General features: G+C 70.8%; 11 protein-coding genes. 4 read left to right on the top strand and 7 right to left on the bottom strand.

Annotation, left to right across the window (positions count from 1 at the left end; all coding sequences use genetic code 11):
* Positions 1-4: 4 nt before the first annotated feature.
* On the bottom strand, positions 5-1,201 hold the full coding sequence (locus tag ACEN9Q_RS06220) for a lanthionine synthetase LanC family protein (RefSeq protein ID WP_495627705.1): 1,197 nt from the start codon (positions 1,199-1,201) through the stop codon (positions 5-7).
* A 276-nt stretch (positions 1,202-1,477) separates the two neighbouring features.
* Between ACEN9Q_RS06220 and ACEN9Q_RS06225 the strand changes: the two genes are divergently transcribed.
* From ACEN9Q_RS06225 to ACEN9Q_RS06240, 4 genes are read left to right on the top strand one after another with little or no spacing between them, the layout of a single operon-like run.
* Complete coding sequence (locus ACEN9Q_RS06225; protein ID WP_495627706.1) at positions 1,478-2,110, top strand: ankyrin repeat domain-containing protein; 633 nt, start codon at positions 1,478-1,480, stop codon at positions 2,108-2,110.
* A 36-nt stretch (positions 2,111-2,146) separates the two neighbouring features.
* Positions 2,147-2,905 carry a thioesterase II family protein gene (locus tag ACEN9Q_RS06230; RefSeq protein ID WP_495627707.1) on the top strand — a complete coding sequence of 253 codons (759 nt, stop codon included), beginning with the start codon at positions 2,147-2,149 and terminating at the stop codon, positions 2,903-2,905.
* Positions 2,906-2,914: 9 nt separating this feature from the next.
* Entirely contained in the window at positions 2,915-3,307 is a 393-nt protein-coding gene (locus tag ACEN9Q_RS06235; RefSeq protein ID WP_056450244.1) for a BlaI/MecI/CopY family transcriptional regulator, read from the top strand.
* The gene (locus ACEN9Q_RS06240; protein ID WP_495627708.1) at positions 3,304-4,842 is read left to right on the top strand and encodes a M56 family metallopeptidase; all 1,539 of its coding nucleotides are present in this window, start codon (positions 3,304-3,306) and stop codon (positions 4,840-4,842) included. The genes ACEN9Q_RS06235 and ACEN9Q_RS06240 overlap by 4 nt, the downstream gene beginning before the upstream one ends.
* Positions 4,843-4,852: 10 nt before the next feature.
* On the opposite strand, the gene ACEN9Q_RS06245 is transcribed toward ACEN9Q_RS06240, so the two are convergent.
* From ACEN9Q_RS06245 to ACEN9Q_RS06270, 6 genes are all read right to left on the bottom strand, one after another.
* The gene (locus ACEN9Q_RS06245) at positions 4,853-5,563 is read right to left on the bottom strand and encodes a 4'-phosphopantetheinyl transferase family protein (RefSeq protein ID WP_495627709.1); all 711 of its coding nucleotides are present in this window, start codon (positions 5,561-5,563) and stop codon (positions 4,853-4,855) included.
* Positions 5,557-6,462, bottom strand: a complete 906-nt coding sequence (locus ACEN9Q_RS06250) for a cupin-like domain-containing protein (protein ID WP_495627710.1) — start codon at positions 6,460-6,462, stop codon at positions 5,557-5,559. Before ACEN9Q_RS06250 ends, ACEN9Q_RS06245 begins: the two co-directional genes overlap by 7 nt.
* Before the next feature lie 4 nt (positions 6,463-6,466).
* Positions 6,467-15,943, bottom strand: coding sequence for an amino acid adenylation domain-containing protein (locus ACEN9Q_RS06255; RefSeq protein WP_495627711.1), 9,477 nt, complete (start codon positions 15,941-15,943; stop codon positions 6,467-6,469).
* Positions 15,944-16,025: 82 nt separating this feature from the next.
* Positions 16,026-17,672, bottom strand: coding sequence for a cyclic peptide export ABC transporter (locus ACEN9Q_RS06260; protein WP_495627712.1), 1,647 nt, complete (start codon positions 17,670-17,672; stop codon positions 16,026-16,028).
* 84 nt (positions 17,673-17,756) lie between these two features.
* Entirely contained in the window at positions 17,757-22,922 is a 5,166-nt protein-coding gene (locus ACEN9Q_RS06265) for an amino acid adenylation domain-containing protein (RefSeq protein ID WP_495627713.1), read from the bottom strand.
* Between the two features lie 43 nt (positions 22,923-22,965).
* Positions 22,966-24,618 (bottom strand): amino acid adenylation domain-containing protein, encoded by a 1,653-nt coding sequence (locus ACEN9Q_RS06270; RefSeq protein WP_495627714.1) that lies wholly within the window; start codon positions 24,616-24,618, stop codon positions 22,966-22,968.
* Between the last annotated feature and the right edge of the window lie 8 nt (positions 24,619-24,626).

The following is a 24,626-nucleotide window of genomic DNA, read 5'->3' on the forward strand; positions in this document are numbered from 1 at the left end:
GCCGTCAACCGCCGGCGAGGAGGCAAAGATCCCACGGCCGTGCGGACAGGGGCGTGCTCTCGTCCGGTTCCGCCAGCGCGAGCGCGACCCCGGCCCATCCCTCGAGCAATCCGGCGCCGCGGCCGTCGTCGCCTTCCTTCGGTGCGTGCGCAAGCTCGGCGCGCAGCCGGGTCGTCAATGCCCTGGCCGCGGGCAGGTCGGCGCGGCGCGCCAGGCCGGCCAGCACGTGGACGACGCCGCTTTTACCGTGGCAGAGTCCGGGCGAATCGAGGACGAAACTGGAGTCCGGCTGCCGGAGCCGGGCTTCCAGCAGCGTTTGCCAGTACGTGTCCAGGCGCCGGTCGTCCAGCGCTTGCGCGGCCGTGGCCAGGACCATCGCAATGCCGAGGTCGCCGTAGCACCAGCCCAGGCGCGACGCGCCGGCCGGCGCCGTCAGCGTCGATGGAAAGCGGGAGTGCGCGGCCGGCGGGTTTTCCTGGGCCATGAGCCAATCGATTGCGTAACGCAGCATGGTTCCTGTGGCGGGCGACCCGAGGCCGACGCGGAGGCCGAGGCTCAGCAGGCCGATCACGCCCGCCACGCCGTGGGCAACGCCAAGGTCGTAGCGGCCATCACGCTGCTGCTGCTGCTGCTGCTGCCCGCTGCCGTTGCCCGGAATATGCTTGCCCGCCGTCTTCCAGGTCCAGCTGTCGTGGCCGCGTTCCGCCGCCGTCCGGAGCGCGTGCTCGGCCGCCTGGAAAATCGCCTGCGCGGCCGTTCGATCGGTCCGCATCAGCGCATAGGCGCCCAGCCCGCTGATCCCGCTGACCAAATCGTAATTCGCGTCCCCGGGCGCCTTGCGCATGAACTGGCATAACACCGCGTCCATGTCGAGCACGAACCCGGCGATATCGTCCTCGTCGTCCCCGAGCAGTGCGGGATCGACGCGCCGGACGAATTCGAAGGCGTACAGGATTCCGGCGAGGCCCGTCCAGAGGCCCGGCGCAAGGTGCTGGCGGGGCAGGTGGGCGACGAGGTCCGCAACCAGCCGCGCGATGCATTCGCGCCGCGCCGCGGTCGGACGCAACTGGTAAAGCCGGGCCTGCATGAGCACGACGCCGGCGACGCCGCTCGCCAACCCGAGATTGGGCGCCAGCGACGGGGCGCGCGCTTGCACCAGCAGTTCGAGACGTGCGATGTCGTTGTCGATCGTTGGCATCATGATTCCTGGGGCCGGGACAGAGGCGTGGACAGTGACGAATGCGTCGTCATTGTAGTCGAGAATGCCGGCGCCCGACCCAGCCGTATCCAGCCCCGCCGGGGTCGCAAAAATTAATAAACTAATTATTTAGTTGACGACGTTGCGACCCCGTGTTTTAATTTTTCACAGCATCGGATCACCCCACTGACGCTGCCCCGGATACGTTCGGGCGCGGCCCGACGACGCCCGACCTGGCGTTCGCATGACTACGAAGGAGTGTCGAGAATGGTTCCATCGATGAATGCAAAACAAGCCCGCATAGTGGCCCGGGGCGTCTTCGCCGCGCTCGCGGCCGCCGCGCTCTGCGTGGCCCAGCCCGGCACTGCCGCGCCCGCGCATGCAGCGGTGCAGGGCGCCTCACCGCTTGCCGCCCAGGCGTCGACCGGGAACGGTGCGCGCCTGGTGGAGGCCGCAAGGGCCAACGACCTCGAGGCGGTACGCGCCTTGCTGGCCCGGGGCGCCAACGTCGACGACGGCGTGGACGGCGATGGGACCGCGCTGATCGTCGCCGCGGGCCAGGGCAACCTGCGCATGGTCGACGCGTTGCTGCAGATGGGCGCCACCGTCGACAAGTGCTGGAGCGGCGACGGCAACGCCCTGATTGCCGCGGCGACCAAGGGGCGTACCGAGGTCGTGGCGCGCCTGCTGCAGGCCGGCGCGCACGTCGATGCAATCTGCCCGTACGACGAAACGGCGCTGATCAACGCGTCCCGCGCCGGCCATCTGGACGTCGTCAGGCAGCTCGTCGAGCGCGGCGCCAACGTCAACCTGGGCGCCTGGGCGGATGCGAAGCGCTGGCGGACGCCGTTGAATCAGGCGCGCGATACGAAGATCCGGAATTTCCTGGTCGGGAAGGGCGCGCGCTCGTAGGCGCCGCGGTTTCCACCTCGTCGAATGGAAGCGAGCATGAAGACATCACCCTGGTTCGTCCCCTTGTCCGGCGACGGCAGCGCCGCCATGCGGCTGTTTGCCTTTCCCTTCGCCGGCGGCAGCGCGGCGGCGTATGCGCCATGGCGCAGCTGGATGCCCGGCCATGTCGAGTTGATCGGCGTGCAACTGCCTGGCCGCGCCATGCGCATGCGCGAGGCGCCGATCGACGACATGGACACGCTCGTGTCGGCCCTCCTGCCGCACTTGCGGCCGGCGCTCGACAAGCCGTACCAGCTGTTCGGCCACAGCAACGGGGCGCTGATGGCGTTTGCCGTCCTCGACAGTCTGCTCAAGCTGGGCGCGCCCGCGCCGCAGGCGATCATCCTGTCGGCCAAGGCCGCGCCGACCGCGCCGTGGCGGCGCGAGCCGATGAGCACGCTGCCGGAAGCCCGGTTCCTGGAACGGCTCAAGGAGCTCGACGGCACGCCGCCGGAACTGCTCGCCGATCTCGAGCTCATGCGTCTGCTGAGTCCCATGATCCGCGCCGACTTCCGGCTCGGCGAAACCTTCGCCATGCCGGCGCCCGCCCCGGCGCTGGCCACCGTGCCGGCCCTGATCATCGCCGGCAGCGACGACGCCATGCCGCCGGAGGACGTCTTCGCATGGCGGACGCTGTTCCCCGCCAGCCGCCAGGTGACGCTGTCGGGCGGCCACTTCTGCATCAACACCGATCCCTCGTTCGCGCATGTGCTGGTAGACTTCATCGAGACCTCGCATTGCCGTGCCGAGGCTTGAGGAGACACCATGGCCCGCCCCAGTACCCCGACATTGACCGATACCGAGCGCAAGGTGCTGGAAGTGCTGTGGAAGAAAAAAAGCGCTTCCGTGCGCGAGGTCACGGACGAACTGTCCAGGAAAACGCCCACCGCCTATACGACGGTCCTGACCATGCTCGGCATCCTGGAAAAAAAGGGACTGGTCAGCCATGTGCGTGACGGCCGGGCGTTCATCTACAGCGCCGCCATCAGCCGCAGCGACGCCATGGCGAGCGCGCTGCAGCACCTGCTGAAGCAGTTCTTCAACGGTTCGCCGGCGGTCCTCGCCCAGCACCTGGTCCAGGAACACGACATCGGCCCGTCCGAACTGGATGCCTTGCGGCGGATGATCGACGATGCCCCGGAGGACGAGGACAAATGACGGCCGCCTACTGGACCGGCCTGCTGGCGTCGGTCGCCCTGCAACACCTGTGGCAGAGCACCGTGCTGCTGTTGCTGGCGGCCGGGCTGGTGCGCGCGTGGCCCATGAGCGCGCGCCTGCGGTCGCATCTGTGGCTGCTGGCGTTCGTGCTGTCGGCGGCCGCCCCGCTGCTCATGTTTGCGCCGCAGCCGACGAGTCCGCTGATGCCGCACCTGGCATTGCCGGCGCTGACGGCGCCCGCGCTGGCTAACGTGGCGGCCGCTGCGCCGCGCGAGCCCGCCGCGCCCGCGCAGGCGGTGCATGTCGTCGCGGACGGCACGGGTTCTCCCGGCGCGCTGGACACGGCCGTCATGCTGGCGTGGCTGCTCGGCTTTGCCGTGCGGATGGCCGGACTCCTGCGCGGCTGGCGCGCCGCGCGCGCGCTGGCCCGCGGTGCCCGGGCCATGCCCTGGCTCGAACAAGCCATGCGGGGCGCGCTGCCGCCGGACGTCCGCATCAAGGGTTCCGATGCCGTGCGCGGACCGATGGTGGTGGGGCTGCGCAACCCGTGCATCCTGGTCCCGTACGGCCTGGCGGCGGAACTTGGCGACGTGGCCATGCGCGACATCCTGAACCACGAAATCGCCCATGTCCGCCGGCGCGACAGGTGGGCCTGCCTGGTCCAGCATGCGCTGACGGCGGTATTCTGGTGGAGCCCGGCGCTGCGCCTGATCGGCATGCGCCTGGACCTGGCGCGCGAGATGGCGTGCGACGCGTATGCGGCCGGATCGACCGGCGCGCGCAAGCAATATGCCCGCTCCCTGCTGGCCAGCGTCGACAGCATGGCACGGCCGCATAACGGCATGCTGGCCAGCCGTATTTTCGGTACGCCGCAGGCGCTGACGGCGCGCGTGGCGTCGGTACTGCGCGGCGACGCGCCGCTGAACCGGACGCGCAGCGCCGTGCGTTCGCTGAGCTGCGCCTGTGCGCTGGCCGGGTTCGTCGCGCTGGCCTATGCGGCCACGCCGCGGCTGGCGGAGCGGTCCGCCGCCGCGACCAGGCCCGCTTCGGCGCAGGACATCGCGCTCGTCGACGCCGCCGGCGCCGGCAACCTGGCCCGCGTCAGGGAACTGGCCGGCGCGGGCGCCGCCATCGACGCCGCCGTCGAAGGCGACGGCACCGCGCTCATCGCCGCCGCCCGTCACGGCGACGCGGCCATGGTCAAGACGCTGCTGGCACTGGGCGCGCACGTCGACGTGGCGGTCGACAGCGACGGCACGGCGCTGATTGCCGCCGCCGCGCAAGGACGCCTTCCCATCGTCGAGCTCCTGCTCGCCGCGGGCGCCAGGGTCGATGCCGTCAGTTCGTATGACGAATCGGCCCTGATCAGTGCCGTGCGCGGCGGCCACATCGACGTCGTCCGGCGCCTGGTGGCGCAGGGTGCCGACGTCAATCGGGGGGTGTGGGCCGACGGGGGCCGCTGGCGCACGCCGCTCAACCAGGCGCGCAGCGCGGCCATGCGCGACTATCTGCGCAGCCGGGGCGCCACGGCCTGACGGGCGCGCGCTACCAGACGAAGCTCGTCAGTACCGTGGCCGGATCGATGAAATCGTAGGCCACGGTACAGCGTTGGCCCTGCACGAAATCGGCCGACAGCGTCTCCGTCAACGTCAGCGACAGCGTGCGATGTTCGACATCGACGGCGGTGACGGCCGCCGCGCTGAAATCGAAGAATCGGCCGACCGAACCGAATGCTCCCTTGTACAGGCTTTCCTTGGCCGAAAACGCGATGGTCACGCGCGCGGCGATGGACAACGCCGTGTCCAGGCGGCGCAACCCGTCGAATTCGGCGCGGCTCAGCGCGGTCGCCAGCAGGGACGCCTGCATCTCTGCCGTGACGACGTGCTCGATGTCGATGCCGACGCCGCAGCGCCGTCCGGCCGCGAGGGCGACGGCGGCCGCGTACTGCCGGGAATGCGAAATGCTGCCGACGATCCCCGGCGGCCACACCGGTTCGCGCATGGCACCGATCGGCACCTCGTACGAGGCGGCGTGCAGGCGCGCCAGCGCGTGGCGGGCCGCCAGGCGGCCGGCGAAAAACTCGGCCTGGCGGCGCCGCACGCTGCGGGCCACGCCGGGCGGACAGGCGATGCCTTCCGCGCCGAAGCTGGCCGGATCGAACCGATTCTCGGCGAAGGGCAGGATGCACACGGGCGGCACGCGCGCGCCCGGCCCGGGCAGGTGGTGCCACGGGCCGTGAACCGGCGGTGTCACCATGCCTGGCGGGCGGTCACGCGGCGCAGCGTGCTGTAGGCGATCACGCCGAGGGCCACCGGCACGGCCAGCTTGTTCTTGGCCGCCACCTGGCGGAACACGCGCCGGGTGACCGGGTCCTTCCACGCCGCCAGGCGCGCCGCGGGCGTGCGGAAGCAGTGCGCCAGCGTGTAGCCGATCCCGGTGTCGGCCGTGTCGACGCCATGCCACCAGAACGGCGGGATATACACCGCATCGCCCGCTTCGAGCACGCCCTCGTACTTGGTGAGCGGCCGATCCGCGGGGAATGCGCGCGCGCCGTCGGGACGATGGTGCGCCTTCGATTCGATCAGTGCGCTGTTGGGCAGCCAGTTGTCGGCGGTGAGGCGGAACAGGGAGAAGCGCTTGCTGCCGGCAAGCTGGGTCGTGATCGTTTCGTCGAACGGGTGGTAATGCCATTCCGTGGACGCGTTCCTGTAGATGAAGATGCGGTCGCGCGGATACATGCGCGGCTTTTTGTCCAGCGGGCCCAGGAAGGCATACTCGCCCAGATCCTTCACCCATTGTGCCGGCACGGCCGTCGCGGGAATGGAATACGTCGTGTCGTCCGGGCTGGCGCGCAGTTGCGCGAAGCAATCGCGCAGTTTCATCGTTTCCAGTTTGTAGTCCTGGGCCATCGCCGCGTTGAACACGCGCGACATCTTGACCTCCACGTCGCCGCACAGGGCATCCAGATAGCCCGGTTCGCGCCAGCTTTGCGTGGCGCGCCAATGCCTGGCGGCGCCCTTGATCAGGACCGGGACGTGTTTATTCAAGAACTGGCGCTGGAATATTTCCGGCGTCAGCGCACCGGCGTCGACGGTCGCCAGCGGTGCCACCTTGCCGGGGACCAGGTCGATGATTTTTACGATATTGTCGGGCATGTCATCACTCTGCTGTGGTTGCGATACGGTCGGATAAGACGGTTTGCGCGCCCGGTTCGCTCGCGGCCAGTTGCCGGCGCAGCTGTTCGAGGAAGGCCGGATGATCCAGCACGGTGCGGTGGTCGCTGCCGTCGACCACGCTCGCGAACCGCACGTCCGCCAGCGCGGTCCAGTCGCGCAGGGATGCGCCGGTGCGCGCCACGCTCTGTCCGGCCGCCCAGACGTGGACCGGCACCTGCGCGGAACGCAATGCATGGCGGCGGGTCATGCGGCCGTGATTGAAGCGTGCCCATGCCCGGTACTCGGCCCCGTCCACGTCGGTGCCCGTCAGCGCGAACGCCGGCATGTCCTGCAGCCGCTCCCAGGCCAGCTGCTTCTCCACGTGGTCCAGGCGCGCGAACAGGTTGTGCCATTGCGCCGGCATGCCCGTCCCACGGGACCATTGCGCCAGCATGCCGTCGAGGCTGCCTTCATCGGCCATGGGCGAACGGGGCGCGAGGGCCGCTTCGCCGGTATCGTGGACGTCGACCATGGCGACGAACCGCACGTCCACGCGCCCGCGCAGCAGCCGGGCCACCTCGAAGGCCAGGTAGCCGCCCATGGACCAGCCGAGGAACACGACCGGGCCGCCTTGCGCGATGCCGGCCACGCGGTCGGCGTACATTGCCGCCAGGTCCGGCATCTCCCACCCGTCCCAGCGGGCGCCGCCCAGGGTGGGGCAGACGAACGCATGCACGCTGCGCTCGTCCTGCAGCGCGGCGGCGACGGCGCCGAACTCCAGCCCGTTGGCGAACAGGCCCGGGAAGCAGAACAGCGGCGCCTTGCCGCCCGCATGGTCATGCAGGACCACGTGGTCGCCGGCGCCCGCCGCCTGCCGTGCCGGTGCGCCGGCGGCGTCCAGCACGGAGGCGAACGCGGCCACGGTCTGGTGGGTGAACACGCTGGCCGGCGCGGGCGCCACGCCGAGTTCCACGCGCGCCTGCGTCAGCATCTGGATGGCCAGCAGCGAGTGGCCACCCAGTTCAAAGAAATTGTCGTGCCGTCCGAGCGGCCCGATCTTGAGCAGCGCCTCCCACAGGCGCGCCACGGCGGCTTCGGTCGGACCCAGCGGCGCGTCGTAGCTGCGGCCGGCATGAGTATGCGCGGTCGGCCGCTGCAGGGCGTTGCGATCGAGTTTGCCGTTCGGCGTCTGCGGCCAGGACGGCACGTGGACGAACGCCGCCGGCATCATGTACGCCGGCAGCAGGCGGGCGGCCCGCGCGCGCAGGTCGCCCGCTGCGAGCGCCGTCGCGCCGCCGTAATACGCGACCAGGCGCTTGTCGCCGGGCTCGTCCTCGCGCGCCAGCACCACCACGTCCACGCCGAGTTCCTGCGCCAGCGTGGCCTCGATCTCGCCCGGCTCGATACGGAAGCCGCGGATCTTGACCTGGGCGTCGTTGCGCCCGAGGTAGTCGATGGTGCCGTCGGCGCGCCAGCGGCCCAGGTCGCCGCTCTTGTACAAGCGTCCCGCGCCGCCGAACGGATCGTCGACGAAGCGTTCCGCGCTCAGGTCGGGACGGTTGAGGTAACCGCGCGCCACCTGCACGCCGCCGATATGCAGCTCGCCCGCGACCCCGATCGGGACCGGCATCATGTGCCGGTCGAGGATGTAGATCCGGGTATTCGCGCCGGGGCCGCCGATGTTGCGCCAGTCGCCGGCGGCGCGGGGTTCGGTTGCCGTGACGCTGACGGTCGCTTCGGTCGGCCCGTAGGTGTTCAGCAGCCGCGGCCGCGGGCCGGCCGCCAGCCAGGACGCGAGCGCGCGTTCGCCGACCGCCTCGCCGCCGATGACCACCCAGCGCACGCACGCGGGCGCCGGCGCGCCGGACTGCGCGAGTTCGGCCCAGAACCGGGTCGGCAGGTCGACGACGCTGATGCGCTCCTGTGCGCAGAGCGACCAGAACGCATCGGGGCCGGCCACCCAGTCCTCCGTGCGCAGCACCAGCGCGGCGCCGCAGGCCAGGGCGCCGAAGATTTCCTCGACGGCGGCGTCGAACGAGACCGAGACGAATTGCAGGACGCGGTCGGCCGGACCGAGGTCCAGGCGCCGGCCGAACGCGTGGACATGGTTGACCACGGCGCGGTGCTCCACCAGCACGCCCTTGGGCAGGCCGGTGGAGCCGGAGGTGTACATCACATAGCCCAGGCACGCCGGGTCCAGGCCGTCCACGACGGGGTTGGCATCGCTGTGATGGCCCCATTGCCGGCCGTCGTGCAGATCGATCACCGGCACGTCCTCGCGCAGCTGGCGGCGCAGCGCGGCGGACGGCTGGCCGTGGGTGAGCAGGGCGATGGCCGCGCTGTCGCGCAGCATGTGCTCCTGCCGCTCGCTCGGGTAGTCCGGATCGAGCGGCACGTACGCGGCGCCGGCCTTGAGGACCGCCAGCAGGCCCGTGACCAGCGCCGCATCGCGCCGGGCGCTGACCGCGACGAGCCGGCCCGGTCCCGCGCCGTGCGCACGCAGGTGATGCGCGAGGCGGTTGGCCGCGCCGTTGAGCTGGGCGTAGGTCAGGTGCGTGCCGGCATGGCTGAGCGCGATCGTGTCGGGCGTGCGCGCGGCCTGTTCCTCGAACAGTTGGTGGATCAGGCGGTCGTGCGGGTAGTCCGCGCCGGTGGCGTTGAACAGGCGCGTGACCCGGTGCAGTTCCGCGTCGTCCAGCAGCGCCAGCGTGGCGACCGGCTGGCGCGCGTCGCGCGCCATCGCCGCCAGCACGGTGCGGAAATGGCCGATCCAGCGCTCGATGGTCGCCGCGTCGAACAGGTCGCTCGCGTAGTGGATTTTCCCCGCGATCCGGCCGTCCGCCGCGTGCAGCGCCATCGCGAGGTCGGCCGCCGCGGACTGCGCCTCCAGGCGCAGCGTGTGCGCCGGGCGCAGGGCCTCGGCCACCTGTTCGAAGGGCAGTTGCCGGTCCGCGCAGGCGGCCAGCATCGTGTCCTGCGCCTGGGCCAGCACGTCGGCCACGCTGGCGTCACCGCCGACGCGCAGGCGCAGCGCCAGCGCGTCGGCGGGGAACACCGGCATGCGGACGGCGACGTCGTCCTGGCCGCCGAGCTTGGCGAGCAGGATCGAGAAGCCCGTGTACAGGACCACGGACGGGGGCATGCCGTGGTCGTGCGCCAGCGCGTCCAGTGCGGCGCTCGAGTCGCCGTCCAGCGCGAAGGCCATGGTCCGCTCCTCGCGGCTGCGGCCGGGCGCACGCGGGCGGTCGAGCGGCAGTTCGAGCCATGCCGGCTCGTGGTCGTCCGGCGCCGCGTCGTACCGGGCATGCAGGTGCGCGTCCGGCTGCGGCGCCGGCAAGGCGCGCCGATCGAGCTTGCCGTTGGCGGTCAGCGGCCATGCCGGCAGGTGGACGTACGCCGCCGGCACCATATGCGCCGGCAAGCCTTCGAGCGCATGCGCGCGCAGGCGCGCGGCGGGCACCGGCGCGGCGGCCGTGTAGTAGGCCACCAGCTGCGTATTGCCGGGCGACTCTTCGCGCGCCAGCACCACCGCTTCCCGGACGTCCGCAAGTTTCGTCAGGCATGCTTCGATCTCGCCGGGCTCGATCCGGAAACCGCGCAGCTTGAACTGGAAGTCGTTGCGGCCGAGGTATTCGAGCTCGCCGTTGTCGCGCCAGCGGGCCAGGTCGCCGGTGCGATACCGTTTGCCGCCGCCGGCGGGATCGTCGATGAAGCGCTCCAGCGTCAGTTCGGGCCGGCCCAGGTAGCCGCGCGCCACGCCGGCGCCGCCGATGACCATTTCGCCGCACACGCCGACCGGCACCGGCCGCATGGCCGCGTCGACCACGTACACGCTGGTATTCGCGAGCGGGCGGCCGATGCTGGGGCCGTTGCGGTCGCCGTTGATGCGGATGCAGGTGGCGTCCACCGTGCACTCCGTCGGTCCGTACACGTTATAGAACTCGATCGACGGGCAGGCGCTCAGGGTGTTCCACAATGCGGGCCCGATCGCCTCGCCGCCGATCAGCACCCGCTTGAGCGCGTCCAGGCCCGCGTCGAGCAGGCCGGCCTGCACCAGCAGCTCCAGCTGCAGGGGCGTGCAATCGAACGTGTCGACGCGCTTGTCCGCCAGGAATGCGAGGAAGGCATGGGCATCGAGCCGGACCGGCGCGCCGACGATGGCCACGCAATGGCCGGACAATAACTGCACCAGCGCCTGGACCGAGGCGTCGAAGGATAGCCCGGCATTGAGCGCGATCGTCGATGCCGGCGCGCACGCGTCGAACACGGCCACGCCCAGCGCACGCCACAGATGAAGGACCTGGCGATGCTCCACCATCACGCCCTTGGGCATGCCGGTGGAGCCCGAGGTATAGATGACATAAGCCAGGTGCCGCGAGGTCAGTCCGGGCACGTCGAGCGGCCCGGCATCGCCATCGCCATCGCCATCGCCGTCGTTCCCGTCGACGGCGAGCACGGCGTGCCCGTCCGGCAGGCGCTCCCGCAGGGCGCCGCTCGTCAGCACCGCCGCCGGCCCGCAATCGTCGAGCAGCCAGGCCAGGCGCGCGGCCGGGTAGGCGGGATCGAGCGGCACGTAGGCGCCGCCGGCCTTCAGGGTCGCCAGCACGGCCACCACCATGTCGATGCCGCGCTCGAGGAAAATGCCGACCCGCCGGTCCGGACCCACGCCCAGCGTGCGCAAGCGCCGCGCCAGGGCGGTGGCGCGTCCGTCCAGGCCCGCATAACTCAGGCAGGCATCGTCGTGGCGCAGCGCGATCGCGTCGGGCGTGCGCGCGGCCTGTTCGGCGAACAGCTCGTGGATCAGGCGCTCGCGCGGGTAATCCGCCGTGGTGGCGTTGAACAGCCGCGTGACCCGGTGCAGTCCGGCGTCGTCCAGCAGCGACAGGGCGGCGACGGGCTGGCGCGCGTCGCGCACCATCGCCGCCAGCACGGTCTGGAAATGGCCGATCCAGCGTTCGATGGTCGCCGCGTCGAACAGGTCGCTCACGTAGTTGATGTCGCCCGCGATCCGGCCTTTCGATTCATGCAGCGCCATCGAGAGGTCGAACTGGGCGACGTCCGCCGACGCCGACTGCGCCTCCAGGCGCAGGCCCGGCAGCTCGAGCGCGCTGGCGGGCATGTTCTGCAGGCTGAACATGACCTGGAACACCGGACTGTGGGCGAGGGTGCGCGGCGGCCGCAGGGCCTCGACGACCTGTTCGAACGGCAGTTCCTGGTGTTCGTAGGCGCCCAGCGTCGATTCCCTGGCCTGGGCCAGCACGTCGGCCACGCTGGCTTCCCCCGTCAGGCGCAGGCGCAGGGCCAGGGTGTTGACGAAGAAGCCGATCAGGCCTTCCAGCGCCGCCGAGCGGCGGTTCGCCGCGGGCACGCCGACGACGATGTCGTCCTGGCCGCTGAGTTTGGCGAGCAGGATCGAGAAGCCCGTGTACAGGACCATGAACAGGGTCATGCCGTGTTCCTGCGCCAGCGCGTTCAGTCCGGCGCTCAGGCCGGCGTCCAGCGCGAAGGTGATGGTCCGGCCCTTGTGGCTCTGGCTGGACGGACGCGGGCGGTCGAGCGGCAGTTCGAGCAATGCCGGCGCGCCGCCCAGCTGGCGCGTCCAGTAATCGAGCTGTTCCTGCAGCAGCGCGCCTTGCAGCCGCTCGCGCTGCCACACCGCGTAATCGGCGTACTGGATGGCGAGCGGCGGCAGGGGATCCGGCAGCCCGTCGCGGTAGGCCGCGTACAGCGCGCCCAGCTCGCGCACCAGCACGCCCATCGACCAGCCGTCCGAAATGATGTGGTGCATGACGAACAGCAGCACGTGCACATCATCGGCCACTTTCAGCAGGCTGGCGCGGACCAGCGGGCCCGCGGCCAGGTCGAACGGCGCGGCGGCTTCGCGGGCGCTGCAGCGCGCGATGGCGTCGTCGCTCCAGCCGGTCGCGTCGATCTCGCGCAGCGCGAACGGCCCCGGCGCGGCGATCGCCTGGCGGTCGGCGTCGAAAGTGGTGCGCAGCGACTCGTGCCGTTCGACCATCCGGTCGAGCGCACGGCGCAGCGCATGCGGGTCCAGCGTGCCGGCCAGGCGCACCGCGACGGGCATGTGGTACGCCGCGCCGACGGCGCCGAGCTGCTCGACCAGCCAGATGCTCTGCTGGCCCCACGACAAGGGCAGGGGCGCGGCGCGGGCGGCGCGCGCGATGGGCTGCGGCCGGACGCCGGCGGCCTGCGCCACGCGGCGCGCGAGCGCCTGCAGCGTCGGGTGCTCGAAGACGTCGCGCAGCGCGATGGCGCTGCCGTCGTGCAGGCGCGCGCACAGCTGCACCGCCATCAGCGAATGGCCGCCGAGCGCGAAGAAATCGTCGTTGCGGCCGACCCGCTCGACCCGCAGCAGGTCTTGCCAGACGGCCGCCAGTGCCTGCTCGTGGTCGCCCTGCGGCGCTTCGTAGCGGGCATGCAGGTAGGCGTCCGATTGCGGGGCCGGCAAGGCGCGGCGATCGAGCTTGCCGTTGGCGGTCAGCGGCAGCGCGTCGAGCACGACGTACGCGCTCGGCAGCATGTAGGGCGGCAGCTGCGCGGCGAGCGCGTCGTGCAGCGTCGCGGCGTCCGCCGCGGCGCCCGGCGCCGCCGTCACATAGGCCACCAGGCGCCGCTCGCCGGGACCGTCGGCGCGCGCCAGGACCACCGCCTCCTGCACCGCGTCGAGCCGTGCCAGGCTCGCCTCGATCTCGCCCAGTTCGATGCGAAAGCCGCGCAGCTTGATCTGGAAGTCGCTGCGGCCGACGTAGTCGAGGGTGCCGTCGGGCAGCCAGCGCGCCAGGTCGCCGGTCTTGTAGAGCAGCCCGTCGCCGCCGAACGGGTCGGCGACGAAGCTCGCGGCCGTTTCCTGCGGCCGGTTCAGGTAGCCGCGCGCCACGCCGTCGCCGCCCGTGTACAGCTCGCCGAGCGCGCCGAACGGCAGCAGTTCGCGCTGGCTGCCGAGGATGAAGCAGGAGGTGTTGCGGATGGGCCGTCCGATCGGGTACGCGGGCCGGACGTCGCGCATCTCGAAGGCGGTGGTGAAGGTCGTGTTCTCGGTGGGGCCGTAGCCGTTGACGAAGCGGCGCGGCGCGGCGCCGCCGGTGAGCACATTGTCGACGGCCTGCTTGTCGACCGCCTCGCCGCCGATCAGCAGCGTGTCGAGGCGGCCGAACATGCGCGGCCTGAGGTGGGCGCTCTGGTTGAACAGCGACGTGGTCAGGAACAGGATGTCGATGCCCTGGCGTTCGATCGCCCGTTCGAGCCGGTCCGGATCGACCAGGGTATCGACGTCGATGAAGCTGAGGCAGGCGCCGTTGAGCAGGGCGCCGAAGATTTCGAACGTCGCGGCGTCGAACGAGCTGTTCGACGATTGCGCGACGGTATGCCCGGGCGCGATGCTGCAGTAGCCGGCGTCGCACACCAGGCGCACGATGCCGCGCTGTTCGATCATGGCGCCCTTGGGCTGGCCGGTCGAGCCGGAGGTGTACATCAGGTAGGCGAGGCGGCGCCCGCCGCGCGCGTCCGGCAGGTCGTCGTGCCGCGGCCCGTCCGCGTCGAGCAGGTCGAGCGCGACCGGTTCCGTCGGCAGGCCGTCGAGGACGGCGCGGCGGCGCGCGCTGCACAGCACCAGTTCGCAGCCGGTATCGCGCACGACGAGCGCGACGCGTTCGGCCGGCATCGTCACGTCCATCGGCACGTAGCTGCCGCCGGCGTGCAGGATCGCCAGCATGGCCACGACGATGCCGCTGCCGCGGTCCATGTGGATGCCGACGGGCTGCTCGTCGCGCAGGCCGCGGCGGACGAGCCAGGCGGCCAGGCGCCTGACCTCGTCGTCGAGCTGGGCGTACGTCAGTTGCCGTTCGCCGTCGACCAGCGCGATGCGGTCCGGCGCGCGCCCGGCCTGCTCGCGGAACAGGTGCGGAATCGAGGTGCCCGGCCCGCCGCGGCGGACGCCGTTCAACGCCAGCAGGCGCTCCCGTTCCCCGGGCGCCAGCATGTCCAGCCGGGCCAGCGGCACCGCCGGGCGCCGGCCGATGTCGCGCAGCAGCGCCAGGTACTGCTGCGCCATGGCGGCGATGGTGTCGGGATTGAACAGGGCCGTGCTGTACTGCCAGCTCATGGCCAGCGTGCCGCCGCTCTCGACCACGTTCAGGGTCAGGTCGAACTTGGCGCTGACGCCGGCCGTGTCCACGCCCGCCAGCGACAGGCCGTCGAGCCGCAGCGCGGCCGGGACGGCGTTATGCATCGAAAACATGATCTGCACGAGGGGCGCGTGGGCCGGCGAGCGCACCGGATTGAGCGTCTCGACCAGCACGTCGAACGGCAGGGATTGGTGATCGAAATCGGCGGCCGTGTTGCGGACCGCCTCGCCGAGCAGGTCGGCGAAGGAACGCGTGGCGTCGATCTGGTTGCGCAGCACCAGCGTGTTGACGAAGAAGCCGATCAGGCCTTCGAGTTCGGGGCGCAGGCGGTTGGCGACCGGCGTGCCGAACACGATGTCGGTCTCGTGGCTCCAGCGCGACAGCAGGACCGCGAACGCCAGTTGCAGGGCGATGAACGACGTGGCGCCGGCGTCGCGGCAGACGGCGTGCAGCGCGGACGCATCGTCCAGCGTGCAGGTGTAGTGCGCGCCCTCGTACTGCTGGCGCGCCGGCCGTGGATGGTCGGTCGGCAGCGCGTGCAGGTGGGGGATGCCGTCGAGCCGCCGCTTCCAGTAGTCCAGTTGGTGCCGCTGGGCGCCGCCGGCCAGCCAGTCGCTCTGCCACGCGGCGTAGTCGCCGTACTGCACGGCCAGCGGCGCCGGCGCCGTGCCTTCGTACAGCGCGACCAGTTCCTTGACCAGGATGCCCATCGACCAGCCGTCCGAGGCGATGTGGTGCATGTTGAGCAGCAGGACGTGGCAGTCCGCATCCACGCCAACCAGCGTGGCGCGCAGCATCAGGTCGCGGGACAGGTCGAAGGGGCGCGCGTTTTCCGCCGCCATGGCCCCCGCCAGCGTGGCGCCCGGGGCCAGGTCGACGCGGTCCAGCGTGAACCCGGCATACGGACGCACTTCGCACATCGGCTCGCCGTCGCGCGCAACGTACACCGTGCGCAGCACGGCGTGCCGCTCGACGATGGCGCCGAAGGCCCGCTCGAGCGCGCCGCGATCGAGCCTGCCCTCGATCCGCAGCGCCGCCGGTATGTGATACGCCGTGCCCGTATCGCCCATGCGGTCGATCAGCCACAGCCGCTTCTGGGCGTACGACAGCGGATGCATGGCGTCCCCGCGCGCCGGAATGGCCGCCGATTTGAGCGCTTCGCCCAGCTCGCGCTGGCGCAGGAAGGCGACCAGTCCATCGCGCTGTTGCCGGATCAGCGCCGCGATTTCCGCGGTCACGCTGCCGGGCGCGCTCCGCGTCGTCAACTTCCCTTCGTTCAGGCGCAATTGAATGCCCATGGCGTCGAGACGATTGATCAGGGCGATTTCTTGGTTCATTGATGCGTGCTCCCTAGTTGTTCGATGTGTTCTGCCTGTGCGCGGCCGCCGTCGGGCGGGCGGCCCGGCGCCGCGGCCATGGTCAGGCTGCCGTCTTGCTCAGCAATTGCGCGGCCGTGTCGACCCGGGCGGCGGGGCCCGCGCTGTCGTTGCGCACGCGCCCGGCCTCGAAATTCAGGCGGTGGTCGGCGGCACCGAAATAGCGGTCGTCGTGCGTGACCGCGACGATCGTCTTCCCCTTGGCCTTGAGCCAGGGGATGATGTCCTCGTAAAACGTCTTGCGGTAATGCGGATCCTGGTCGGCCGCCCATTCGTCGAGCACATAGATGTCCTTGTCCTGCGCGACGGCGGCGACCAGCGCCAGGCGTTTCTTCTGTCCCTGCGACAGGCGCACCGTGTCGAAGGCGCCGTTCGCCATCCTGACCACCGAGCCCAGGCCGAAGCGGTCCAGCAGGTGCTCGACGTCGGCATTCGCCGCGGCCTTGCCGTCGGCGCCGAGGACCTGCTTGAACAGGTAGAACTCCGACAGCACGATCGCGAACAATGCCCGGTAGCCGTCGCGGCTGGCCGGGTCCAGCGGCGCGCCGTCGATGTACACGGTGCCGCCGCTCGGCTCGTGCAGGGCGAGCAGCAGCTTGATGAAGGTCGATTTGCCGCTGCCGTTGCCGCCCGTGATGAAGGTCACTTCACCCTTGCGGATGTCGAGGTCGATGGGGCCGAGCACGAACGGGGTCTCGCTGCCTTCCTTGCGGTAGCTGTACTCGACTTGCGAGAAGCGGATGCTGTTCCATGCCGGCGGGGCCGCGACGCTCAGTTCCGGATCGATTTCCGTGTCGATCTGCAGGCTGTCGATCTTGCCGAGCGATACGCGGGCATTCGAGAACAGCTGCAGCAGGTTGACCACGTTGGCGAAGGGGCTGGCGCAGTAGGTGATGACCAGCGCATACGTCATGACGATGGCCTGGTCGCCCAGATACCGGCCCGCTTCCATCATGATCCCCAGCAGCAGGAAGATCTGGGCCACGGTCACGATGCGGTTGATGTCGGAATAGAAGCGGTACGTGATCTCGGCGTCGCCCAGCGTTTTCGCCTGCGGTTCCAGGTCGTGCTGGTAATAGAACGACTTGCGCGCTTCGTCCACGGTGAGCTGGGCGCTGCCGTCGAGCATGCCGCGATAGGCTTCCACGGCCCGGTCCTGGTTGTCGCGCAGCTTCGCCCCCAGCCTGCCGAGCCGCCGGATCAGGGTCTTGGACACCAGGAACGCCCCCCCGATCGCCAGCGCCAGCACGAGGAACAGCTTGAGCGACAGGAAGGCGAGGAACGACAGGCAGGACACCAGCAGGATGAGGTTGAACACGAAGGTGGGCAGGTCCGAGAACGCGTTCGAGAGGATCGCCACGTCGTTGGTCAGCACGTTGTACAGGCGCGGCGAACCGGCCCGCTCCAGCTTCTCGTACGACGTGCCCAGGATGCGCCGGATCAGCGACGTCCTGATCTTGTAGACGGCCTTCGCCGACAGGAGCGAGAGCAGGCGCGAGGCGCCGATCGACGTCGTCAGCAGCAGCAGCCAGGTCACGCCGTACCGGAGGAGATCGAAGTCCTGCAGGCCCGCCGTCCTGGCCCGGGAAATCATGACGAACAGCGATACCGCGAGCAGCGCGGACAGGCTGCTCGAGATCGTCGCCAGGGCCAGCAGGCCGCTGAGTTTCTTTGCAAAATAGGTGAACATGCGCGTACTTTCTGCGAGTTTTCTGTTACGGGGCGCGGCGGCGCGGTCCGGGATGCCGGACCGCGCGCCCCGCGTGTCACTGCGTTACCACTCCATCTCGACCGAGTCGGCCGCGGCCTCGCTCGCGGATGCCTTGCCGATGCTGCGGGTCGCCGCGACCAGCGCGGCCATGTCGCGCACGGTCCTGCCGCGCATCAGTTCGGCCAGCGACAGTTCGACGCCGCAGGCCTGGCCGATGCGCAGCAGCAGGCGCGTGAGCAGCAGCGAATGCCCGCCCAGGGCGAAGAAATCCGCAACCACGCTGATCTCGTCGCGTGCAAGCACGTCGCACCAGATCTTCTGAATCTCCGTTTCCAGCTCGGACGCGGGCGCCACGTACGCGTCGGCGGCGCCGAAATCGGGCGCCGGCAAGGCGCGGACGTCGACCTTGCGGTTCGGCGTCAGCGGCAGCGCGTCCAGCGCCATCCAGGCCGACGGCTGCATATAGCCGGGCAGCCGGTCGCGCAGGTCGGACCTGATGACCGCCAGCAGGTCCGCGCCGGCCGTCTCGTCCGGCACCACGTACGCCACGACCTTGCGCTCGCCGTCGGCATCGCGCATCGGCACCACCGCGCAATGCTTGACCTGCGCGTGGGCGCAGATGGCGTGGCGTACCTCGTCCAGCTCCACCCGGTAGCCGCGGATCTTGAGTTGCGTGTCGGCGCGGGCCACGAACTCGACCTGGCCGTCTTCCAGCGTGCGCAGCAGGTCGCCGGTGCGGTACAGCGGCTCGTGCACGCCCGGTACGCTGCCCACGGGCAGGAAGCGCTCGGCGGTCAGCTCGGGCCGGCGCAGATAGCCGAGCGACAGGCCGCCGCCGCCGATGTACAGTTCGCCGGCGACGCCTTGCGGCAGCGGACGCAGGTCCTTGCCGAGGATGTAGAAGCTGGCGTGGTCGAGCGGGCGGCCGAGCGGCACGCCGGTATGGCAGTCCGGGAGGCTGGCCAGCGTGCGCGTATCGAACGTGGTGGCCGCCACCGTGACCTCGGTCGGGCCGTAGATGTTGTTCACGGCGGCGCGGTCGCCCCAGCGGGCCAGCCAGCGGTCGACGAGGCGCCGCTGCATCGCTTCGCCGCCGACCATGACCAGGCGCAGGCTGGCGCAGGCGCCGTCGTCCAGGTCGGGCGGCAGCTCGTCGCACAGCAGGTGCAGGTAGGCCGTCGCCAGGCACAGGATGTCGATGCGCTCGCGGTCGACCAGTTCCCACAGCTGCGGGCCGTCCGGCAGCAGGGGGCTGGTGCGCAGGACGAGGGTGCCGGCATTGAACAGGGTGTAGAGCAATTCCATCAGGAAGATGTCGAAGCCGGTGTTCGAGACCTGCAGCAGGCGCTCGCCCGGCGCCAGGTCGAAGCGCCGCACGCTGCCGCGCAGGTAGGCCAGTGCGTTGCCATGGTTGATGGCCACGCCTTTCGGACGGCCGGTCGAGCCCGAGGTATAGATCACGTACGCCGGGTCGCAGGCCGCCAGCGTGCCGATCGGTTCGGCCTTCTCGCCGCTCGTGTGCGCCTCGAGGGCCAGCGCGGGCAGGGCGTGCACCGTCAGCCCGGCCGGCAGCAGCGCGGTGCGGTGGCCCGGATCGGCCACGATGTGCACCACGGCCGACTCGTCGATGATGTCGCGCAGGCGCGCGGCGGTCTGCTCCGGGTCGAGCGCCAGCACGACCGCGCCCAGCTTGAGCACGGCCACCACCGCGGCGGCCATCTCGGGCGAGGGCGAGGTCGCGAAGCCGACCAGGTCGCCGCGGCCGACGCCGCGCCTGCGCAACACCGCGGCAATGCGGCCGGACTGGTCGTCCAGCTCGCCGAAACCGAGCGTGCGGTCGCCGAGCTTCACGGCGCACACGCCGCTGTGCGCCGCCAGCAGGGCCTGGAACTGTCCGACCAGGTTCTCGTGCGGTTCCACCAGGCTGGTGTTTTGCGCCAGCGCGGCGGCGATCTGGCGGTCAGATTCGCGCAGCACGTCCGCGGCGGCGTCGACGCCAGCCAGCATGGCCTCGAGCGCTTCGCCGAGGTATTGCTGGATGCGCAGCGCGTAGCGGTCGTCGAACCGGGTGCCGTCGAACGCGACGTTGATCTGGCCGAAATTGGCCTGCATGTCGCGCACGACGAACGTCACCCCGAGGCCGATCTCGTTGAATTCGAAGCTGGCGCGCGCGCGGGTGCCGCGCATGCCCATGTCGTGCGCGTCTTCGGTGACCGAAAAGTGGTTGTAGGTGAACGTGGTTTCGGGCTGGGCGAGGGCGCCCTGCTGGCGCTTGATTTCCGACAGCGGATAGAAGCGGCGCGGCCAGATGTCGGCCTCGGCGCGGTAGCAATGCAGGATCAGCTCGCGCCAGCTCGGCTGGCGGCACGACAGGCGCAGCGGAAGCTGCGACACGTACAGGCCGAGCAGGTCGTCGCTGTCGCGCGTTTCCGGGCGCCCGTGGGTGGTGAGGCCGACCAGCAGGTCGACTTCGCCGCTGAATTTGCTCATCACCTTGGCGTAGGCGGCCAGGAACAGCGACTTGAGCGGGACGCCGACGGTGCGCGCCAGCGCGCGGCAGGCCGCGAACTGGTCGGCCGGGATGTCGAACGGGGCGATCTGGCGGGCGCCGGCGTCCGTGCGCGCCTGCATGCCCAGCAGGACGGTGGGGGCGGCGTCGGCGAGGTAGCCGGCCCAGAAGGCCTGCTGCTCCGGGTCGGCGATCGCCTGGCGTTCGCGGTCGATGAAGTCGCGGTAGGACGACGACAGCCGCGGCGCGGCGCGCATGGGCTGGACGCCGGCCAGCATGGCGTATTCCTGCGCCAGCTGGGTCATGAAGCTGGCCAGCGACCAGCCGTCCAGGATGGCGTGGTGCTCGAGCCAGATCAGTTCGAACTCGGCGTCCGCGATGCGGTAGACGTGCGCGTGGAACAGCGGGGCCGCCTTGAGGTCGATGCGTTCGCCGCGCAGGCGCGCCAGTTCGTGCGCCAGGTGGGCATCCTGCGCGGCGGCGTCCATGTGGCGCAGGTCGTTCACGTACAGCGGCGCCGGCACCGAGCGGTGGATCAGTTGCAGCGGCTCGCTGTAACCGTCCAGGTCGAACGACGTGCGCAGGATCTCGTGGCGGGCCATGACATGCCCGAGCGCCAGGCGCATGCGCTCGAAGTCGATCTCGCCGCGATAGCGCTGGTTGATCACGTTGTGGTAGGCCGAATTGTCAGCGCTGGCCAGGTTTTCGTAGATCATCCCTTGCTGAAGGCGCGACATCGGGCAGGCCGCCTCGACCCCGGCCGGCAGGCGTGCGCGGTCGGCCGCGTCGATCAGGTCGAACGGGCCGGTCGCCGCCGCCGCCGCGGGCGCGGCGCTGGCGCCGACGCGGGCCAGGTCGGCGACGCAGGGGGTGGCGAAGACGTCCGCGATGCTCAGGTTCAGGCCCGCTTCACGGGCCAGCGCCACGAGGTTGACCGCGCGGATCGAGTCGCCGCCCAGGCCGAAAAAATTGTCGTCGATGCCGACGCGATCGATTTGCAGCAGCCTCGCGATCAGGGGACACAGCAGCTGCTCCGCGGGCGTTTCCGGCGCCACGTAGGCGCGCTGCCAGACGTCCCCGCCGGCCGGCGGCGGCAGCGCGCGGCGGTCGACCTTGCCGTTTTCGGTCAGCGGCAGCCGGTCGAGCGCGACCACGCTCGCCGGGATCATGTAGTCGGGCACGGCGGCCGACAGGTGCCGGTGCAGCGCCTGCTTCCAGTCGGCGCCGGCGTCGCCGGCCAGCACGAGGTAGGCCACCAGCTGGGGCGCGTCGGCCGCGCCGGCGAGCACCACGACGGCCGCCTCGACGGCGGCATGCGCCACCAGCTGGCGCTCGATGTCGCCCAGCTCGATGCGGAAGCCGCGCAGCTTGACCTGGCCGTCGTTGCGTCCCATGTACGCCAGCGCGCCGTTTTCCAGGCGGCGCGCCAGGTCGCCGGTGCGGTACAGCACGTCGCCCGGCTGCGCAGGATGGGCGACGAAGCGTTCGGCCGTCAGTTCGGGCCGGTTCAGGTAGCCGCGCGTGACGCCCGCGCCGCCCACGTACAGCTCGCCGGTCACGCCCGCCGGCACCGGCTTCATGCGCTCGTTGAACACGTGCAGCGTCAGGTCGGCGAGCGGCACGCCGATGTCGTTGATGCCGTCGACCGCATCCTGCGCGCACAGGCGCCGGTACGTGACGTGGACGGTCGTCTCGGTGATGCCGTACATGTTCACCAGCGCCGGGGCCTGGTCGCCGAAACGGTCGAACCAGCGCCGCAGGCGCGTGGTCTCCAGCGCTTCGCCGCCGAAGATCACGTAGCGCAGCGCGCCGCTGCTGGCGCGGGCCAGCAGTTCGGGCATCAGGTTGGAAAACGCGGTCGGGGTCTGGTTGAGCACCGTGACCTGTTCGTCGAGCAGCAGGGCGGCGAATTCGGCCGGCGCGCGCGCCACGTCATGCGGCACGATCACGAGGCGCCCGCCGTACAGCAGCGCGCCCCACATTTCCCACACCGAGAAGTCGAACGCGTACGAGTGGAACAGGGTCCACACGTCCTGCGCCGAGAACGAAAAATGCCGTTCGGCGGCGGTGAACAGGCGCGCCACGTGGCGGTGCTCGACCATCACGCCCTTGGGCTTGCCGGTCGAGCCGGAGGTGTAGATCACGTAGGCGAGGTCGGTGCCCGCGACGGGCGGCAGCGGCGCGTCGGCGGCGCCGGCGGCCTCGCCTTCCTGGTCGAGGAAGAACACCCGGCCGTCACAGCCAGCGAGCAGCGCGGCATACTTCGACGTGCTCAACGTGAAGCGCGCCGCGGCGTCGGCGCGGATGAAGCGCTGGCGCTCTTCGGGCACGGTCGGATCGATCGGCAGGTAGGCGCCGCCGGCTTTCAGGACGGCCAGGATCGCGACGACCACCTCGATGCTGCGGTCGAGCGTGATGGCGACCAGCTCGCCGCGCTGCAGGCCGGCGTCGAGCAGGCGCCGCGCCAGCGCCGTCGCCTGCGTATCGAGCCCGCCATAGCTCAGGCGGCGCCCGTGTTCGCAGACGGCGACGGCCTCCGGCTGGCGCCGCGCCCACTCTTCGAACCTGCCGTGCAGGTTCGCCGCCGGTTCGGCGCCGGATTGCCGCTTGGCCCTGGCCAGTTCCTGCAGGCGCTGGCGCTGTTGCGGCGACAGGGCGTCGAGACGGGCCTGGGCCTGCGTGCGTTGGTCGGCCTGGGCCGGGTCTTCGAATCTCATCATCTTCGGATTTCCTGTGAATGAACTTGCGTGTACGGGACGGCGCTCAGGCGATGGCGTCGGCGCGCACGGCGGCGCCGCTCCAGCGCGTGGCCGGCGCGGGCGCCGGCAGGGCGGCGCGGTCGATCTTGCCGTTGCTGGTGGCGGGCAGGCTGTCGAGCGTGACCAGGTGCGACGGAATCATGTAGCCCGGCAGCGACGCCGTCAGGTGCCGGTGCAGCTCCACCTTCCAGTCCTGGTCGGCGGCGCCGACCGGCACCACGTAGGCGACCAGGTGGCGCTCGTCGCCTTCGCCCTTGATGGCGACGATGGACGCGTGCACGGCGGCGTGGCTCACCAGCCGGCGCTCGATTTCGCCCAGCTCGATGCGGAAGCCGTGCAGCTTGACCTGGTCGTCGTTGCGGCCCAGGTAGGCCAGCGCGCCGTTTTCCAGGCGGCGCGCCAGGTCGCCGCTGCGGTACAGCACTTCGCCCGGCAGCGACGGCAGCGTGATGAAGCGCTGGGCCGTCAGTTCCGGCCGGTTCAGGTAGCCGCGCGTGACGCCCGCGCCGCCCACGTACAGCTCGCCGGTCACACCGGCCGGCACCGGCTCGCGCTGCTCGTCGAGCACCAGCAGCGTCAGGTCCGATAGCGGCACGCCGATGTCGTTGGCGCCGTCGACCGCGTCCTGCGCGGACACGCGCTTGTACGTGGCGTGGACCGTGGTCTCGGTGATGCCGTACATGTTCACCATGGCCGGGGCCTGGTCGCCGAAGCGCTCGAACCAGCGGCGCAGGCGCCGGGTGTCCAGCGCTTCGCCGGCGAACACCACGTTGCGCAGCGCGCCGCGATCGTTGCTGGCCAGCAGTTCGGGGATCAGGTTGGAAAACGCGGTCGGGGTCTGGCTGAGCATCGTGACCTGTTCGTCGAGCAGCAGGCTGGCGAACTCGGCCGGCGCGCGCGCCACGTCGTGCGGCACGATCACGAGGCGCCCGCCGTACAGCAGCGCGCCCCACATTTCCCAGACCGAGACGTCGAAGGCGTACGAGTGGTACAGGGTCCACACGTCCTGCGCCGAGAACGAGAAGTGCGGTTCGGCGGCGGTGAACAGGCGCGCCACGTGGCGGTGCTCGACCATCACGCCCTTGGGCTTGCCGGTCGAGCCGGAGGTGTAGATCACGTAGGCGAGATCGGTGCCCGCGACGACGGGCAGCGGCGCGTCGGCAGCGCCGGCGTCGGCGTCTTCCCGGTCGAGGAAGAACACGCGGCCGTCGCAGCCGGCGAGCAGCCCGGCGTACTTCGACGTGCTCAGGGTGAAGCGCGCCGCGGCGTCGGCGCGGATGAAGCGCTGGCGCTCTTCCGGCACGCCCGGGTCGATCGGCAGGTAGGCGCCGCCGGCCTTCAGGACGGCCAGGATCGAAACGACCACCTCGATGCTGCGGTCGAGCGTGATGGCGACCAGTTCGCCGCGCTGCAGGCCGGCGTCGAGCAGGCGCCGCGCCAGCGCCGTCGCCTGCGCGCCCAGTTCCCCGTAGCACAGATGGCGCTTGCCGTGGCTGACCGCCACCGCCTGCGGACGCCGGATCACCCATTGCTCGAACTTGTCGTGCAGGTTGCCGTTGGCCGCATGGCGCCGCGCGCGCGCCAGCTCCATCAGGCGCTCGCGCTGCTGCGGGCTGAGGGCGTCGAGCGGGTTCGGGGTGCTGTTCTGTTCTTTCATCGGATTCA

This window comes from Massilia sp. Masssp93 (assembly GCF_059491295.1).